This is a genomic window from Methylomonas sp. HYX-M1, assembly GCF_040741385.1.
Taxonomy (GTDB): domain Bacteria; phylum Pseudomonadota; class Gammaproteobacteria; order Methylococcales; family Methylomonadaceae; genus Methylomonas; species Methylomonas rhizoryzae.
The window spans coordinates 1,646,816-1,663,245 of sequence record NZ_CP160405.1 but is presented as its reverse complement, the minus strand read 5'-3'; the positions used below and the strand labels follow the sequence as shown (position 1 = coordinate 1,663,245).

The following is a 16,430-nucleotide window of genomic DNA, read 5'->3' as shown; positions in this document are numbered from 1 at the left end:
AAACGCCCTAAAATCGCGACTGGCGTCGCTCCTACAACTAATTGAATCGAAAACAATACATTTAAATGGGAGAACAAACATGGGTATCAGCCCTTTGTTGGAACAATCCAGCCGCATTGCCCTGGCGGCTTTTTTGCATGATTTGGGCAAGTTTGCCGAGCGGGCAAAGTTGCCCGTCGATCAGGCAACCTTGGATGTAAATAAACAGTTGTATTGTCCGCATCCGAAAGCATTAACCGATGCCAAAGGCCATTTCACTCACGTTCACGCGGCCTATACCGGTTTGGCAATGGACCTGATAGAAGGCTATTTGCCGGATTTAACCGGGGAAGATTTCGCCCCGTTTGGCTCATGGAAAACCAAGGACGTCGACGATTCCTTCATCAATGCCGCCGCCAAACATCACAAACCGGAGAGCTTTTTACAGTGGCTCATTGCGACTGCCGACCGGGTGGCATCGGGTTTCGACCGGGAAGAATTCGAACTCTATAACCAAGGTGAAGATAAAACTCGGTCTGGAAAAAACCATTACACCGCAAGGCAGTTGACGCTATTCGAACAAATCCATCAGCCTGAAATGGCTGAAACCGATTTTAAATATCGCTACCCGCTCAAGCCCTTGTCACCGGACAGCATTTTTCCGGTTAAAGCCGAAGGTTACGAACATAACGATAAACAAAAGGCTCAACAGGAGTATCGGCAACTCTGGGACGGCTTTTTGCAAGCGTTGCAAAAAATGCCGAAATCTCACCGGCAAAACTGGTCATTGTGGCTCGATCATTTCGAAACCGTTTGGGGCGTCTATACCCAAGCCATTCCGTCCGCCACAGCCTTCAATGTCCGTCCCGATGTCTCTCTTTACGACCATTCGCGCGTGACAGCGGCTTTGGCGACTGCGTTGTGGCGTTACCATCATGAAAACAAACAAACCGACGACAACGCCCGCAAGCAACTCAGCGATCAAACTGATGGCTGGCAAGAGCAAAAATTTCTGCTGATACAGGGCGACTTTTTCGGCATCCAGGATTTCATCTTTGCCAATGGCGGCGAAACCAACAAGCGTGCCGCCAAATTGCTGCGCGGCCGCTCGTTTTACGTGTCTCTGCTCAGTGAATGCGCGGCACTCAAAGTGTTGGATGCTTTGGATTTGCCTTCGACCAGCCAAGTCATCAATGCTGCCGGCAAGTTCATGATCGTGGCACCCAACACCGACGAAACCAAAGCCAAGCTGCAGCAAGTACAGCAAGAACTCGATCAATGGTTTCTCGAGCATAGTTACGGCCAAGCTGGCTTCGGTCTGGCCTGGACCGAAGCGGCCTGCAATGATTTTCGCCGCCATGTAGGAGCGACCTCCTCGTCGCGCTCAGATGACCGCAGCCCCTACCGCCAATTGATCGACAAACTGTTCGAGCAGATGGACATCAAGAAATCCCAGCGTTTCGATCTCTGCAACAGCCCACAAATCGTATTCAAAGGTTTTCTCGATGAATTCGAGCATGGCGAGTGCAAAATAGACGGCCGCTCGCCGGCTAAAATTCTCAATAACGATATCTGGGTTAGTGAATTGGCCAACGACCAAATAAACACTGGCAGTTGGCTGGCAAGGGAGGATAGAGAGCGCATCTTGATCACCCGCCAATCGCTGGGCATGGAGCATGCGTTGAAAATCCCGATCTTCGGCTATCACGTCTGTTTTGCCAAAAGCGCCGAAGAACAGGGCAAATTCGGCGAACAGGCCAGGAACGGCAATTTACTGCGCGCCTGGGATTTCTCCTTGCCCCAATCTGCCGAGCAAGCGCTTTGGACCGGCTATGCCCGGCGTAACATCAACGCGTACATTCCTTTATACGATGACAAAGCCCATGCCGAAGCGGCGCTGGGTAAGTATGCCGACGAAGATCTATTGGAACTTGGCGACGCCAAGACCTTGAATCACATCGCCTGCGAAGATCAGGTCTTTCAGGAAAATCACCAATGGCGCGGCATCAGCGCCCTGTCTACCTTGAAAGGCGACGTGGACAACTTAGGCATGATTTTCCAGTCCGGCCTCGGCAACGATACCAGCTTCAGCAAAACCGCCGCGCTGTCGCGGCAAATCAATGCCTTCTTCACGGTGTATTTGCCTTGGCTCTGCAAAACCCAGTATCCAAACACCTACACGGTATTTGCCGGCGGCGACGACTTTTTCCTGATCGGCCCCTGGTTGTCTCAAATCAGATTGGCAAGCGACATGCGACAAGCTTTTCAAACCTATGTGGCGGATAACCGGCACATACACTTTTCCGCTGGCATCAGCACCACCAAGCCCGGTTTGCCGATCAATCAACTGGGCGAAATGGCCGAAGAGGTTTTGGAGCAAGCTAAAACGCATAACCCCAATCATGAACAGATAGCCCCTAAAAATGCGGTTAGTTGTTTTAATCAGACGATGTTCTGGTCGGAATACGATGCGGTGCAATTACGCAGTGTGCGATTGGACGAATTAGCCAGTGAATTGAATTTAAGTACCGGTTATGTGTATGGCTTGCTGAATTTGATCGATATGGCGGAAAAGGTTGGTGAAAAACCGGAAAACGCCCTTTGGCACAGTTACTTCGCCTATAGGACGGTACGCATGCTGGAAAGAAACAAGCACCTGGATAGGGAACAACGCAAACGCCGTCAGCAAGAATTGGCGGAGGAAATCGCCAATGCCGGCATCATCCGGCACGGCGGCAACTATCGGGTCGCGTTATTTTGTCATTTGTATCAACAGCGCGATTGAAGTTTGGACCGTAGGAGCGACGCATAGTCGCGATTTAATGCGTTAATTCGCGACTATGCGTCGCTCCTACAAGCTACCGATTTTTAACGGCATAACAAAATTTTACGACAGGAGATCAACATGGATTTCAAACTCAGCAAGACCAATGACAAGCTCAATCCGGAGCTGTTTAACAGTATTGCGCTAGACGCCGCTAAACAGGTTGCCCGTGCCGGGGATCGCGTCAACAAGGCCACCCAGCTCAGAAAGTTTTACGACGAATTGGTGATGTGGGATCAGAAAACCAACTTAAAACCGGAGAGTTTTGATGAATATCTGCCGTTCATCAAAATGCTCAATGCCAAAGTGGCCTATGCGGAAGGCAGAAAACTGGTCGACCCGACCTTTGTCGGGCTTTTAAATCACGGCCTTAAACAAGTCGATAGTGCGGAAACCTTACATACCTTCAAATTATTCATGGAAGCCTTCATGGGCTTTTACAAGCAAGAACGCCCTAACTAATCGGAGCCAGACTGATGCAATTAACCCATATCCAAAAAATCACCGGCAAAATCGAATTGTTGAGCGGCTTGCATATCGGTAGCGGCAACACGGAAATTCATATCGGCGGCACCGACAATCCGGTCATCAAAAACCCGATTACCCAGCACCCCTATATTCCAGGTTCCAGTATCAAGGGCAAGATGCGCAGTCTGCTGGAATGGCAGCTCGGCGTGGTAGGTCATACCGACGGTCAGCCATTGAGTTTCAAACATTTGAAAAAACTGGATGGCAAGGTCCTGGATAAGGCCAAAAACCTGATCAAATTATTCGGCGGTGCGCCGGACGGCGACATTTCGCCGGATTTATTGAGCGAGATCGGTCCTAGCCGCTTGTCCTTTTGGGACTGCGCTCTGGAACCGGATTGGGCGAAACAGATGGACAGCAAAAACCTGTTGCTGACTGAAACTAAAATGGAAAACATGATCGACCGCATCAAGGGGACTGCAGAACATCCCCGCAACACCGAACGCGTACCCGCCACTGCCCGATTCGACTTCAACCTCACCCTTCGAGTCCACGACCACGAAGACTTGATCGACACGATTCTGGTTGGACTGAAATTACTTGAACTCACCGGTCTGGGCGGCTCCGGCTCGCGCGGTTACGGCAAAATCGCGTTCCGGGATTTAAAGCTGGATGGGGAAGACATTCAAGCCAGATTGGAACAAGTCAATTTACAAGAGGCGGCCTGATGCAAAGCTTTTCCGTCACGCTGATACCGTTATCGGCATTTGCCACGCCGATGAAGGGCGACACCCTGTTTGGACAGCTGTGCTGGGCGATTCGCAACCGCTTCGGCGAAGACCGTTTAAGCGATGTCTTGGCCGGATACACGCAAAACCGGCCATTTGCGGTCGTTTCCGATGCCTTTCCGCAAGGCTTCCTGCCACTGCCGAAATTACCGGGACACTGGTTTCGTCCTGTCAATGCAGCAGACCGCAAAGCGGTAAAAAAGCGTTGCTGGCTGCCGTTAACCGCTGTGGCAGAACCCTTGCCAGATTGGCTTCATCACGCCGTAGACGCCAAAACACTGGCCGAAAATATTTGTAGGAGCGACGCCCCGTCGCGATTAAAACCCAGCATCCTCAGCGAAAAACATCCGCAACCCCACAACACCATCAACCGCCAGACCAATACCACCGGCAAAGACGGCTTTGCCCCATACAGCGTCGAACAGGAATGGTTTATCCCCGGCATGGCCTGGACGGTTTATGTACTGCTGGATATTCAGCGGCTCAGTGCGGATGACTGCAAACAATGTCTGCAGGACATCGGCAATATTGGCTTCGGTCGCGACGCCAGCATCGGTTTGGGCAAGTTTAGCCTTGCAGCCTTCGACGCACTGCCGCTGCCCGGCCAAGCCTCGGCCAACGCCTGTCTGACCCTGGCGCCTTGCGCACCGCAAGGCCTGGGATTTGACGGTAAAAACAGCTTTTATCAGTTGTTCACCCGCTTTGGCCGCCACGGCGACATCGCGGTGCATCAGGCAGGCAAGCCGTTCAAAAATCCGGTATTGCTGGCGCAAACCGCCGCCATATTTGCCACCCAGCCGCCGGAATCCGGTTTTATCGGTCAAGGCATTGGCGGCAACGGCGAGTTATCGAAAACCCTGTCGTCCACGGTACAGCAAGGCTATTCACCAGTAATCGGGGTAACACTTGGTAGGAGCGACGCATAGTCGCGATTGGATGCTGTCAGGTCGCGACTATGCATCGCTCCTACAGCAGATTTGCATCATCATAGAATTAGGCCGGGAATGCTCATGAGCCATTTTTTACAACACTACACCCTGAAATTTACCCCGCTATCACCCGTACACATTGGCACCGATGAAAGCTACCAACCGGGCAATTATGTGATCGATGAAGAAGCAGGCGCCTTGTACGGTTTTGACAGCAGCGCAGCGCTAGCAGGCTTGAGCGCCGCCGAAAGACAGCAATTGCTGGCCATCGTCAACGGCAAGCCGGACGATGCCATGCTGACCAGCGTTCAGGCGTTTTTTCATCGGCATAGTGAAAAATTGCTGGCGTTTGCCAACGCGCCTGTGCCAACCGCCACGGGTATCAAAAACTTGTATGAAAAACGGATTGGTAAGGTTGCTCAGCATGAGGGGCAAGGTAAACGAGTCATCAATAAACTGGAAATCGATCGCACCTTTTATAACCCGGTTGATGGAACCCCGCTGTTACCCGGCAGTAGTATCAAAGGCGCAATCAGAACCGCATTATTGGACGGACTCAACGACGAAAAACCGTTGAAGGAACGAAACGAACGAAACCAACAATTACAGCAACGCTTATTTGGAGACGGTAAATTTCATACCGACCCCATGCGATTGATTTCGCTTGGTGATGCTTCCTGGCATGGAAGTATCGACAGGCCCGCCTGCCAAATCCAATTCGCCGTGAATCGCAAGCGCAAACCGGTCATGAAGGATGGTAAACCGGTGCTATCCCAAGCCGAAGCCAGCAATCTTTACCAATTACTGGAATGTATTGTTCCCAAGCATTATCAAAGTTTTACCGGCAGCCTGACCTTGCTGAACACCCAAAGCATCGGCCAAGACGACCGCAAACTGCCCAAACAAAACCTGCATTGGACTATCAAAGACATTGCCAAAGCCTGTAATGCCTTCTACATGCATTTGTTCTGGCAGGAATTGCAGGGCATGAAGGAACAAGGCTACTTGCAAGCCGATTGGCAAAACACCATGCAGCAAATACTGGAGGGTGGCTTGTTGAAACGACTCAATGACGGCGATACGTTTTTGCTGCGCTTGGGCCATCACAGTGGGGCTGAGGGGTTGACGCTGAACGGTGTAAGAAGCATCAAAATCATGAAAGGGCGAGGTGAAAAGCCCGATTTCGCGAGTACGCCAAAAACCTGGTGGTTAGCGTCTGAAGGCATCAGCGACAAGCGTAACTTACTACCCTTCGGCTGGGTGTTGGTTGAAATCGATCCCAAATCCCCCGACGTTCAATTACAGCATTGGCTGGAAAGCAACAACGCCGAACTAACCCACTGGATGCAAAATCAACTGAACAAGCAACGGGCGCTAAAACAGCAAGCGGAATTGAGGCAACAGCAGGAACAGGCAAGAAAACAGGCAGAACAGGAACAGGCCGAACAAGAACGCCTGAAAGCCGAAGCCGAACAAGCGCGTCTGGCAAACTTAAGTCCACTGGATCAGGAACTCGAAGCCTTTCTAAAACCCATTCAATTGGCGGAACACGACACCCGCTTGTTACAAGAGCTGGAAAAAGGCCGCTGGCAAAGTGAAGAGGCGAAAATCGTCGCTCAAAAAGTGCAAGCACTCATGCAGACGGCAGGTAAATGGATGCCGGATTTTGCCGGAGATAACAAACAGAAAGTGAAACTCAAAGAACGTAGCCAGAAAGTATTGAAATACCTGCAAGGTTAACCATGCCCACCTACTTCATCCCCCGCCACCCCGGCGCTATTGCCTGGGCCGAGCAACAAGGCATCAGCGTGGATCGGCAAATCGCTCATCTGGACATCGATCTCGTTCAGCCGGGCGACACCATCATCGGCAGTTTGCCGGTCAATTTGGCGGCGAAAGTCTGTAACAAAAGCGCGGTTTATTTGCATCTATCGCTGAACGCGCCGGAACAATGGCGGGGGCAGGAATTGAGCGCCGCGCAAATGGCCGAATGCGGTACCCGGCTGGAACGACGAGCTAACGACGCCGCCAGGCCTGGAGTGATTAAGGGTTATTTTGTAGGAGCGACGCCAGTCGCGATTTCAAATCAAGATCGCGACTGGCGTCGCTCCTACGCGCACCGTTGCCAAACTCGGTCAGAAATCGCCAATTGCGTACAAAAATAAGTACTCTTACAATGCCGACAGGCATATAAACACGGAGCCGCTCATGGATACCATCAATTATTCAACGCTGCGCAGCAACCTCGCCAGCATCCTCGATAAAGTCAACGACGACCATAACCCGGTGTTGGTCACTCGCCAAAACGGCAAACCGGCGGTGATTTTGTCCTTGGAAGATTACAAGTCCTTTGAGGAAACCGCGTATTTAATGGCCAGCCCGGTCAATGCACAGCGGTTGAACCAGGCCATCGCGGAAGTGGAGGCGGGGAAAGCCGTCACCCATGATTTGATCGAGCCATGATCCTGGCTTGGGCGACCGCCGCTTGGGACGATTACTTGTATTGGCAGGCTACCGATAAAAAGCAGCTCAAACGGATCAACACCCTGATCGAAGACATCAAACGCCACCCCTTCACCGGCATTGGCGATCCCGAACCGCTTAAACACCATTGGTCCGGCTACTGGTCCCGACGCATAGACCGCGAACATCGACTGGTTTACAAGACCGATGCTGCCACCGTGACTATCGTGCAATGCCGATACCATTACTGAATGTCGGAACCACTTGTAGGAGCGACGCCAGTCGCGAATTTGATTTGGAATCGCGACTGGCGTCGCTCCTACAACAACTCAACCAATAACTAACCCATGACCCAAATCCTCATCTGCACCGTAGGCGGTAGCCACCAACCCATCGTTAGCGCGATTAACGACCTGCGCCCGGATTACGTAGCGTTTATCTGCACCGACAAAGATCCGGCTACCGGTAAAGCGGGCTCCAATTTACAAATAGAGGGAACAGGCAGTTGCATCAAAGACAAGTTTGCGGATGAAAAACCCAGTCTGCCCAACATTCCCGCCCAAACTGGCCTCAATCCCAATCAGTTCGAGATCAAGATCACTCTGGCCGACGATTTGGATCGTATTTATCTTGATTGTAGCCAAGTTATAGATGACTTAACTGCCCGCTACCCCGCTGCCAAAATTGCCGCCGATTACACCGGCGGCACCAAATCCATGAGCGCCGGTTTGGTGATGGCTGCGCTGGAACACCCGGATGTCGAACTGAAACTGGTCACTGGTACCCGCAGCGATTTGATCAAAGTCCAGGACGGCTCGCAATTCTCCGACAGTGCGGATTGTCAGCAAATTCGCTACCAACGACTGAGTGCGCCGTATCGGCAAACCTGGAGCCGTTATGCCTACAGCGAAGCCGTTGCCGGTTTGGAGCAATTCAAACCGCCCAAAGGCATGAGAAACGAATACACCCGCTTGCGAGAATTGAGCCGGGCCTTTGCCGAATGGGATAACTTTAACCATCAAACCGCATTCCAGATTTTGCAGCACTATGCTTCAGAATCGCTCAACCGCTACCTGAATGTCGCGCGGGCCCTAAATGATATAAAACCCGAGAAACGCGATGCCGCCCGCCTATTCGATCTGTATCGCAACGCCCAGCGCCGCGCCGCCCAAGGTCGTTACGATGACGCCATCGCCCGTATCTATCGGCTGATCGAATGGACGGCGCAATGGCTACTGCAAACCCAATGCAACCTCAAAACCGGGGATATACAGGCCGAACAAATCCCCGCGGCAATGAATTTAAAACCCAACCGCGACGGCAAATATCAAGTCGGCTTATTCGATGCCTGGCAGTTGGTCAAACACCACACCCAAGGCCCCGCCGCGCAGTTAATCCGGCAACAGGAAAAAGAGTTGCTGAACCATTTGAAAATCCGCAACAACTCTATTCTGGCGCACGGCTTTGAGCCGATCAGTCGCGCCAACTGGCAACTCATCGAACAATGGCTTAACGAGCATTTCATCCCCATGCTGCTTGAAGAGGCCACCAAAGCCGGCATCAAACAAATGCCGCCGCAATTGCCTGATGTCTATCGAGGCTGATTGGCCCATGCCTGCGAGAGCGCCTGTAGGAGCGACGCATAGTCGCGATTCAAACAATCATCGCGACTGTACGTCGCCCCTACAAAAACCCGAGGGTGGCAATTTACGCAAAGGCCGGGTTTCCATTCCGGGACAAATCTATCTCATTAGCACGGTTACTCAGTATCGGAATCCGGTTTTCGCCGATTTCCGCGCTGCACGGCTTTTGGTCCAGACCTTGATCGCAGAGCAACGCCGCATGACCGCCGATACCCTGGCTTACGTGGTCATGCCCGACCATTTGCATTGGCTGCTAACGCTGGGACAAAGTAAATCGCTATCGCAACTGGTACAGGCCGTCAAAGCCGCATCAGCCAAACAAATAGGCAACCCCGTCTGGCAAGCCGGTTTTCACGACCATGCCGTGCGCCAAGAGGAGGAATTGAAAAACCTGGCGCGCTACATCATCGCCAATCCCTTGCGCGCCGGATTAGTGGAACGCATCGGCGACTATCCTCATTGGGATGCGATATGGTTTTGATGTCCTTATTGGTAGGAGCGACGCCAGTCGCGATTTTAACGGTGCTTGTCGCGGCTGGTTCTTTAAAATCGCGACTGTGCGTCGCTCCTACAAGCAACCATCGCCAGCAAACCAGGCAAAACCCATGAAACCCACAGCCCACCTGATTCTCGTCTCCGCCCAGCCGATCCCCAACCTCACCCCCATGCTGGATGAAGCCATCAAACCAAAAAAAGTGTTGATGTTGGTCAGCCCGGACATGTGCGAACGCGCCAACGCCCTGGAAGCGATCTTTAAACCGCGCGGCATTAACGTCGAACAATACCCAATCGACGATGCCTGGGACGCCAGCCAAATCAGCGATGCGGTATTGGACATCCTCGGAGCAACCGCCGACGGCGAACTGGCCCTCAATGCCACCGGCGGCACCAAACTGATGAGCATCGCCGCGTATGAAGCCTTTCGGAGTATGAATGCGCCCATTTATTACGTTCACCCCGAGCGAGACAGTCTGCTGTGGTTATCGCCCAAACAGGCGTCGCACGAGCTGGCGGACAGGCTAAAGCTTAAAGAATATCTAATGGCTTACGGCGCCTGCCAGGTCGACATTCCGGAACCGCACGGCGTCAGGCCCGAAATCAGAACCCTAACCGAAACTCTGCTAACCGACATAGAGCGCTACGCCGACGACCTGGGTGCGCTCAATTACCTGGCCTATAAGGCTGACAATCCCACGCTGACGGTCGAAGTGGAGCACGGACCGCAATCGAAACCCATGCTGTGGGAATTATTGGAATTATTCGAACGAGCAGGTACGTGTCGTATCAGCGGCCATCGCCTGCGCTTTACCGATGCCGACGCCCGTTTCATGACCAACGGCGGTTGGCTGGAGCTACATACCTACGGGATTTGTTTGAATCTGAAAAAAACGTTGAATATTCAGGATATCGCCTGCAACGTCACTATTCAACGCCAACCCGCCGGAAAAACCCCGGTTAAAAATGAGATCGACGTAGGTTTGATCAGGGCCAACCGCCTGCACTTGATCGAATGCAAAACCAAGCAATTTGAAAAGAACGCCGACGTCTTGTATAAACTCGACAGCCTGCGCGACTTGATCGGTGGCCTGCAAGCCAAAGCCATGTTGGTTAGTTTTAACGACCCCGGCAAAGCCACGCGCGCCCGCGCCAGGGACCTGAAAATCGCACTCTGCTGCAAAACCGACCTGAGAAATTTACAACATCACCTGCATGACTGGCTGACAGCCGATAGATAACAGTAGAAAAATGAAAAATCTTGGCAACCCCATTTCCAACCCATTGAAACCAAAAGGAGAATACCATCAAGCGATTTAAATAACAGACCTTATAAAGAAGGGATTAAGACGTAGTTCTAAGTGCAAGGTTTCTTTAACATCGTAATTTAAATAACAGACCTTATAAAGAAGGGATTAAGACGTATTCAGCCATAGTCTTGAGTTATAACCAATTTAAATAACAGACCTTATAAAGAAGGGATTAAGACGTTTATTCGGTTATGATATCGTAACCGCGTCGAATTTAAATAACAGACCTTATAAAGAAGGGATTAAGACGCCGCCCATTCGATTAATGCTGAAACGATTGTTGCATTTAAATAACAGACCTTATAAAGAAGGGATTAAGACACCTAACCAGTCGGTTAGGTTGGCGTCGTGAGACATTTAAATAACAGACCTTATAAAGAAGGGATTAAGACGCGTTCAGACCACGGACCCATGCTGTAACTGTGATTTAAATAACAGACCTTATAAAGAAGGGATTAAGACCTTTTCTGATATGAAAATAATCGGCGCTGTTTATTTAAATAACAGACCTTATAAAGAAGGGATTAAGACGGGCGCCGCGTCCTTGCGGCTACTTTAAGTTAAGGATTTAAATAACAGACCTTATAAAGAAGGGATTAAGACCTTCCCTAGCGGTGAAAAACCCCTTTTGCCACCGATTTAAATAACAGACCTTATAAAGAAGGGATTAAGACGATTCCCTCTATTGCAGCCTTTTCGAGAAAGGTAATTTAAATAACAGACCTTATAAAGAAGGGATTAAGACGGCACTGGAACGCTTGTTTTGACTGAAACCGGATATTTAAATAACAGACCTTATAAAGAAGGGATTAAGACGGACCATAAGCGTATCTAACATCGACAAGGTCAGCTATTTAAATAACAGACCTTATAAAGAAGGGATTAAGACGTTTTTTTAGGTTGAGATTGAGTGGCCATTTTATTTAAATAACAGACCTTATAAAGAAGGGATTAAGACATCCTGAAACAGGACAAGATCTATCGTTCCGAAAATTTAAATAACAGACCTTATAAAGAAGGGATTAAGACAAAGCGGCTGGAGTTATTGCAGGGGGATTTGTTTCATTTAAATAACAGACCTTATAAAGAAGGGATTAAGACCTGATGCTTCGTGTATTGACTCATGACTGCTTCGTTATTTAAATAACAGACCTTATAAAGAAGGGATTAAGACATGCTTCTAGGCTGTATATGCTGCAACTGTCTTTATATTTAAATAACAGACCTTATAAAGAAGGGATTAAGACTTTTTACGATTACGTTCATTTTTGTTCACCTTTTTATTTAAATAACAGACCTTATAAAGAAGGGATTAAGACAGGAGCTGGGGTTTTTTTAGTAGCCATTTTAAAATATTTAAATAACAGACCTTATAAAGAAGGGATTAAGACCCAGTAAGCCACCGATTCAACACGGAAAGATCCATTTAAATAACAGACCTTATAAAGAAGGGATTAAGACCCAGTTTTTTTAGTTAACTGGTTGGCTATTATTATTTAAATAACAGACCTTATAAAGAAGGGATTAAGACTAACTGCTTGCTCAACAGTCTTCCTCATAGAGTTATTTAAATAACAGACCTTATAAAGAAGGGATTAAGACAAATTAGCTCCCGTTAGGTTAGCATCCGTTAGATATTTAAATAACAGACCTTATAAAGAAGGGATTAAGACAGTTAGCACCAGCTAAGTCAGCACCAGCTAGCATTTAAATAACAGACCTTATAAAGAAGGGATTAAGACCTTCGTAAACAGCTGTATAAGCTATTCCGGCTAATTTAAATAACAGACCTTATAAAGAAGGGATTAAGACATCCAATAAATGTTATTGGCCATGTTAATGACTTATTTAAATAACAGACCTTATAAAGAAGGGATTAAGACCTCAGTATTTAAACTATATAATAATCTTTCGATTTAAATAACAGACCTTATAAAGAAGGGATTAAGACCTAGAACATTCTGCTTTAGCCGCAAGATTAGCAGATTTAAATAACAGACCTTATAAAGAAGGGATTAAGACACAGTTTGGAACCTATCTGTATATGTGTAGAAGTATTTAAATAACAGACCTTATAAAGAAGGGATTAAGACCATCGCTTTATATGCATAATTTTCATGGTTTTTTATTTAAATAACAGACCTTATAAAGAAGGGATTAAGACCCTTCGTTAGCGACAATTTCATCCCAAATGGATTTAAATAACAGACCTTATAAAGAAGGGATTAAGACCTTTTTGCGATTGACCAATACTTGCCGCTGTATTTATTTAAATAACAGACCTTATAAAGAAGGGATTAAGACCGGTGTGTTTATCTAAAGCACGGTTAAAGTATATTTAAATAACAGACCTTATAAAGAAGGGATTAAGACATATCAGCCGAATGATCAGCCCCAAAATCTTTCAAATTTAAATAACAGACCTTATAAAGAAGGGATTAAGACGAGGCGCTCATCTCTTTTTTTATCGACCCCCAAAATTTAAATAACAGACCTTATAAAGAAGGGATTAAGATGGAAAAAGCTGTCGTAGGAGCGACGCGTCGTCGCGATTGAAACCCTGCAAATCGCGACTGGCGTCGCCGCTACCTCAATCCTCGCAAGCTTGCCAATGCCGGCCGACGGCTCGGTTCCGGGTATATTGCGGCCATGACTCAACGGCATCTCTATCTGGCGGCTTACGACATTTCCTGCAACCGGCGCCTGCGCAAGGCGCTGTATGTCTTGCGCGCTTATGCGTCGGGCGGACAAAAGTCGGTGTTCGAGTGCTTTTTGACCGATGCGGAAAAGCGCCAACTGCTGGAAGAGATAGCCTTCGTCATAAACCCTGAAGAAGACCGCTTTATCGTGTTGCGCCTGGCGGGCGCCAAACACGTGCGCACCTTGGGCAAGGCGGTTCCGCCTCAGGATGGATCGTTTTATTACGTGGGGTAATGGATGAGCAGTTTGTATCTGGATCGCAAGAATCTGGGCATCAAGTTGGATGGTCAGGCGTTGGCTTTGTATGAGGATGGTGCGCGCAAGGGCTCGGTGCCGTTGCATTTACTGGACCGGGTGGTGCTGCGTGGCAACGTGCAACTGGAAAGCCGGGTGTTGGGTGCTTTGAGCGAGCGAAATATCGGTTTGCTGGTGCTGTCCGGGCGCAATACCGAAGCCACGGCGATGCTGGCCGGGCGGGGCCACAGCGACAGTAGCCGGCGTTTGGGGCAATATCGCACCAGTATGGATGAGGATTGTCGGATGCCGCTGGCGCGCTGGCTGGTGTTGGTCAAAGTGCGTGCGCAACTGCGCCTGATTAAACGGGCACTGGCGGAGCGGCCTGATTTGCGCCACCCGTTGACCAGCGCTAGCCAAACCCTGGCCGGTATCCTTGGTCGGTTACGCGATGAACAGTCGGCTTTTACGCTGGACAGTTTGCGCGGTTACGAAGGTGCTGCCGCAGCTGCGTATTTTGGCGGTTTTACCCAATTGTTTGCACCGTCGCTCAATGTTAACGGCCGTCATAAGCGTCCGCCGCCCGATCCGGTTAATGCCTGTTTGTCGCTAGGCTATACGCTGTTGCATTACGATGCGGTGAGAGCCTGTCATATCGTCGGCTTGGACAGTATGTTGGGGTTTTACCACGACGTCAGTTTCGGCCGCGAGTCGCTGGCTTGCGATTTGATGGAACCGTTGCGGCCGCTGCTGGACGGCTGGGTATGGCAGATGTTTCGGGAGCGAACCCTGCGCTTGGAGCATTTCAGCGACGACAATGGTCGCTGTTTGCTGAACAAAACCGGCCGATCACATTTTTATGCGTTTTATGAATCGCATGCGGCGGCAGCCCGGCGTTTGCTGCGTCGTTATGGGCATGCATTGAGCAAGCGTTATCAACTGGCCTATGAGTCACGCTGATGCGGCCGCTATACATTGACGGCTCGACGGGTTGCCGCGTGGTGCTGGATGAGCCTGCGCTACGGGTGTCCTTGGCGGATAAGGCCGATCAGTTGTTCCCGCTATCCAGAGTGTCGCGCGTGGTGTGCAAGGGTTTAGTGGATTGGTCGATGTCGGCATTATTGGCTTGCGCCGATGCCGGAATTACGGTGTTGTTTTTGGAGAAAAACGGCGAAATGCGTGCCCGCTGGTTGGGACGTGCCAGCGAACGCCAATCCTTGACGCAGCGTTTAGTCGATTTACTGGCCCGCGCCGATGGTCCGGGGCTGTTTGAAAACTGGACCTTGGCCATGGAAAAAATGGCTGCCCGCAGTTTTGCCCGGCGCGTCGGTTTGTTGGATTGGCGGGAAGTGCCGGTGCCGACATTACGTCGGCAACTGTTGGTTAGTTTGGGCAGCGAGGGGCGGTACCGTGCCAATCTGCTGGAAAATATCTTGCACGCCGAGTTGCTGGTTTGGCTGCCGGAAGCCGGATTTTGCGCAGACGATGAAGCATTAATGGTCAACGATCCGGATTTATCCGGGTTTATAAGCCGTTTGCTGTTGTGGGATTTTTATCCGCTGTTGTTGGCTTCTAGTACCGAGCCGGATGCCTCGTCGATGCGGGCCATGGCGGAACTGTTTCAGCAGCGTGCCGATCGTGGTTATTTATTGTTCCGCAGTACCATCAACAAATTGCAGCAGTTTTTGTTGTCGGTGAGCTGATGGCCGATAGCCAGCTGGGTTTGTATTTGATTGCCTATGATATTGCCGATCCACGACGATTGGGCAAAGTCCATCGGATTTTGAAGAAACAAGGCTTGCCGGTGCAGTATTCGGTGTTTACCGTGGTAATGAAGCGCCCAAAACTGCGTCGCTTGTTGGAACGGATTGAACAAAAAATCAAAGCCAACGAGGACGATGTGCGTTGTTACCGCTTACCCATCAATACGCAGGCTGTGACGCTGGGACAGCAGTATTTTCCCGAGGATGTGCTGCTGTTTACCGGCGGCGTTAACCGAATTTTTGGCAGTTAGGCAAAGAGGCACATCCAGGGCACAGAGCCAAAATGCGGTTTGGGGGTAGATGTCAAAATGGCGCGCCCTAGAGGATTCGAACCTCTGGCCTCGGCCTCCGGAGGGCCGCGCTCTATCCAGCTGAGCTAAGGGCGCAATATGGAACGGAATATGTAGGCCGCAAATTGCATCGATAAAGTATAGGCACGGTTGATTGCCTCATCGTTGCTTGCGAACCTGATCCCTGCTTAAACAAGAGAGGGGATTATACGCGGTTGCGAGGAAGTTTTCAGCTTGTTTGTAGAGAACAAATGGGATCATGGCCGATGGGGATGGTGAACGGCATTCCTTACGACGCGGGTTCGAGGCAATATTTGCCCATCGCTCAAACCCGATCTTCCATCCAATCCCCTTGTTTCATACCCCCCTGCGACGCTAGCCAATCTCGTCGGAATAGGAGGGTAGCGATAAAATCGCTCCTTGCGCGTTCATCAATCCCGCGTATTTCTAACCCAATCGTGTTTGCAAAATTCATCGCGGAAGCGATGCCAACCGGCCTCGGATATTAACGCCGTTTATCCGTCACAAAAAGGCATAGTAAATT

15 protein-coding genes, 1 tRNA gene and 1 CRISPR repeat array are annotated in these 16,430 nt (G+C 50.0%); of the genes, 15 read left to right on the top strand and 1 reads right to left on the bottom strand.

Annotated features, from left to right (window positions below; genetic code table 11):
- The first annotated feature begins 79 nt into the window (after positions 1 to 79).
- The 15 genes from cas10 (at position 80) to cas2 (AB0A83_RS07625) (ending at position 15,847) form a co-directional block, all read left to right on the top strand.
- Entirely contained in the window at positions 80 to 2,764 is a 2,685-nt protein-coding gene (cas10, locus tag AB0A83_RS07695; RefSeq protein ID WP_367155929.1) for a type III-A CRISPR-associated protein Cas10/Csm1, read from the top strand.
- Positions 2,765 to 2,884: 120 nt separating this feature from the next.
- The gene (gene csm2, locus AB0A83_RS07690; protein ID WP_367155928.1) at positions 2,885 to 3,265 is read left to right on the top strand and encodes a type III-A CRISPR-associated protein Csm2; all 381 of its coding nucleotides are present in this window, start codon (positions 2,885 to 2,887) and stop codon (positions 3,263 to 3,265) included.
- A gap of 14 nt (positions 3,266 to 3,279) precedes the next feature.
- A complete protein-coding gene (gene csm3 / locus AB0A83_RS07685; protein WP_367155927.1) occupies positions 3,280 to 3,999 on the top strand; it encodes a type III-A CRISPR-associated RAMP protein Csm3 in 720 nt (239 codons plus the stop codon).
- Positions 3,999 to 4,985: a CRISPR-associated protein Csm7 gene (locus tag AB0A83_RS07680; protein ID WP_367155926.1), complete on the top strand. Its 987-nt coding sequence runs from the start codon at positions 3,999 to 4,001 to the stop codon at positions 4,983 to 4,985. Before csm3 ends, AB0A83_RS07680 begins: the two co-directional genes overlap by 1 nt.
- A gap of 84 nt (positions 4,986 to 5,069) precedes the next feature.
- Positions 5,070 to 6,728 (top strand): RAMP superfamily CRISPR-associated protein, encoded by a 1,659-nt coding sequence (locus tag AB0A83_RS07675; protein ID WP_367155925.1) that lies wholly within the window; start codon positions 5,070 to 5,072, stop codon positions 6,726 to 6,728.
- A gap of 2 nt (positions 6,729 to 6,730) precedes the next feature.
- Positions 6,731 to 7,153, top strand: a complete 423-nt coding sequence (gene csx16 / locus AB0A83_RS07670; RefSeq protein WP_367155924.1) for a CRISPR-associated protein Csx16 — start codon at positions 6,731 to 6,733, stop codon at positions 7,151 to 7,153.
- A gap of 43 nt (positions 7,154 to 7,196) precedes the next feature.
- A complete protein-coding gene (locus tag AB0A83_RS07665; protein WP_367155923.1) occupies positions 7,197 to 7,451 on the top strand; it encodes a type II toxin-antitoxin system Phd/YefM family antitoxin in 255 nt (84 codons plus the stop codon).
- Positions 7,448 to 7,702: a Txe/YoeB family addiction module toxin gene (locus AB0A83_RS07660; protein ID WP_367155922.1), complete on the top strand. Its 255-nt coding sequence runs from the start codon at positions 7,448 to 7,450 to the stop codon at positions 7,700 to 7,702. Before AB0A83_RS07665 ends, AB0A83_RS07660 begins: the two co-directional genes overlap by 4 nt.
- 96 nt (positions 7,703 to 7,798) lie before the next feature.
- Entirely contained in the window at positions 7,799 to 9,055 is a 1,257-nt protein-coding gene (locus tag AB0A83_RS07655) for a TIGR02710 family CRISPR-associated CARF protein (RefSeq protein WP_367155921.1), read from the top strand.
- A 7-nt stretch (positions 9,056 to 9,062) separates the two neighbouring features.
- Positions 9,063 to 9,575, top strand: coding sequence for a transposase (locus AB0A83_RS07650; RefSeq protein WP_367155920.1), 513 nt, complete (start codon positions 9,063 to 9,065; stop codon positions 9,573 to 9,575).
- 124 nt (positions 9,576 to 9,699) lie between these two features.
- Positions 9,700 to 10,830, top strand: a complete 1,131-nt coding sequence (locus tag AB0A83_RS07645; protein ID WP_367155919.1) for a DUF1887 family CARF protein — start codon at positions 9,700 to 9,702, stop codon at positions 10,828 to 10,830.
- Positions 10,831 to 10,903: 73 nt separating this feature from the next.
- Positions 10,904 to 13,415: a CRISPR direct-repeat array (repeat unit 37 nt; unit sequence ATTTAAATAACAGACCTTATAAAGAAGGGATTAAGAC).
- A 133-nt stretch (positions 13,416 to 13,548) separates the two neighbouring features.
- Positions 13,549 to 13,833, top strand: a complete 285-nt coding sequence (gene cas2, locus AB0A83_RS07640; protein WP_150047698.1) for a CRISPR-associated endonuclease Cas2 — start codon at positions 13,549 to 13,551, stop codon at positions 13,831 to 13,833.
- Positions 13,834 to 13,836: 3 nt separating this feature from the next.
- Positions 13,837 to 14,793 carry a CRISPR-associated endonuclease Cas1 gene (gene cas1 / locus AB0A83_RS07635; RefSeq protein ID WP_150047697.1) on the top strand — a complete coding sequence of 319 codons (957 nt, stop codon included), beginning with the start codon at positions 13,837 to 13,839 and terminating at the stop codon, positions 14,791 to 14,793.
- Complete coding sequence (locus AB0A83_RS07630; protein ID WP_150047696.1) at positions 14,793 to 15,536, top strand: CRISPR-associated endonuclease Cas1; 744 nt, start codon at positions 14,793 to 14,795, stop codon at positions 15,534 to 15,536. Before cas1 ends, AB0A83_RS07630 begins: the two co-directional genes overlap by 1 nt.
- A complete protein-coding gene (gene cas2 / locus AB0A83_RS07625) occupies positions 15,536 to 15,847 on the top strand; it encodes a CRISPR-associated endonuclease Cas2 (RefSeq protein ID WP_150047695.1) in 312 nt (103 codons plus the stop codon). The genes AB0A83_RS07630 and cas2 (AB0A83_RS07625) overlap by 1 nt, the downstream gene beginning before the upstream one ends.
- Before the next feature lie 58 nt (positions 15,848 to 15,905).
- On the opposite strand, the gene AB0A83_RS07620 is transcribed toward cas2 (AB0A83_RS07625), so the two are convergent.
- Positions 15,906 to 15,982 (bottom strand) — tRNA-Arg (locus AB0A83_RS07620).
- Between the last annotated feature and the right edge of the window lie 448 nt (positions 15,983 to 16,430).

Coding starts and splice junctions, on each gene's coding strand:
- AB0A83_RS07665 (WP_367155923.1), top strand. CDS start 7,197: ATGGATACCATCAATTATTCAACGCTGCGCAGCAACCTCGCCAGCATC.
- cas2 (WP_150047698.1), top strand. CDS start 13,549: ATGACTCAACGGCATCTCTATCTGGCGGCTTACGACATTTCCTGCAAC.
- AB0A83_RS07675 (WP_367155925.1), top strand. CDS start 5,070: ATGAGCCATTTTTTACAACACTACACCCTGAAATTTACCCCGCTATCA.
- AB0A83_RS07650 (WP_367155920.1), top strand. CDS start 9,063: ATGCCTGCGAGAGCGCCTGTAGGAGCGACGCATAGTCGCGATTCAAAC.
- csx16 (WP_367155924.1), top strand. CDS start 6,731: ATGCCCACCTACTTCATCCCCCGCCACCCCGGCGCTATTGCCTGGGCC.
- AB0A83_RS07645 (WP_367155919.1), top strand. CDS start 9,700: ATGAAACCCACAGCCCACCTGATTCTCGTCTCCGCCCAGCCGATCCCC.
- AB0A83_RS07660 (WP_367155922.1), top strand. CDS start 7,448: ATGATCCTGGCTTGGGCGACCGCCGCTTGGGACGATTACTTGTATTGG.
- cas10 (WP_367155929.1), top strand. CDS start 80: ATGGGTATCAGCCCTTTGTTGGAACAATCCAGCCGCATTGCCCTGGCG.
- cas1 (WP_150047697.1), top strand. CDS start 13,837: ATGAGCAGTTTGTATCTGGATCGCAAGAATCTGGGCATCAAGTTGGAT.
- AB0A83_RS07680 (WP_367155926.1), top strand. CDS start 3,999: ATGCAAAGCTTTTCCGTCACGCTGATACCGTTATCGGCATTTGCCACG.
- csm2 (WP_367155928.1), top strand. CDS start 2,885: ATGGATTTCAAACTCAGCAAGACCAATGACAAGCTCAATCCGGAGCTG.
- AB0A83_RS07655 (WP_367155921.1), top strand. CDS start 7,799: ATGACCCAAATCCTCATCTGCACCGTAGGCGGTAGCCACCAACCCATC.
- csm3 (WP_367155927.1), top strand. CDS start 3,280: ATGCAATTAACCCATATCCAAAAAATCACCGGCAAAATCGAATTGTTG.
- AB0A83_RS07630 (WP_150047696.1), top strand. CDS start 14,793: ATGCGGCCGCTATACATTGACGGCTCGACGGGTTGCCGCGTGGTGCTG.
- cas2 (WP_150047695.1), top strand. CDS start 15,536: ATGGCCGATAGCCAGCTGGGTTTGTATTTGATTGCCTATGATATTGCC.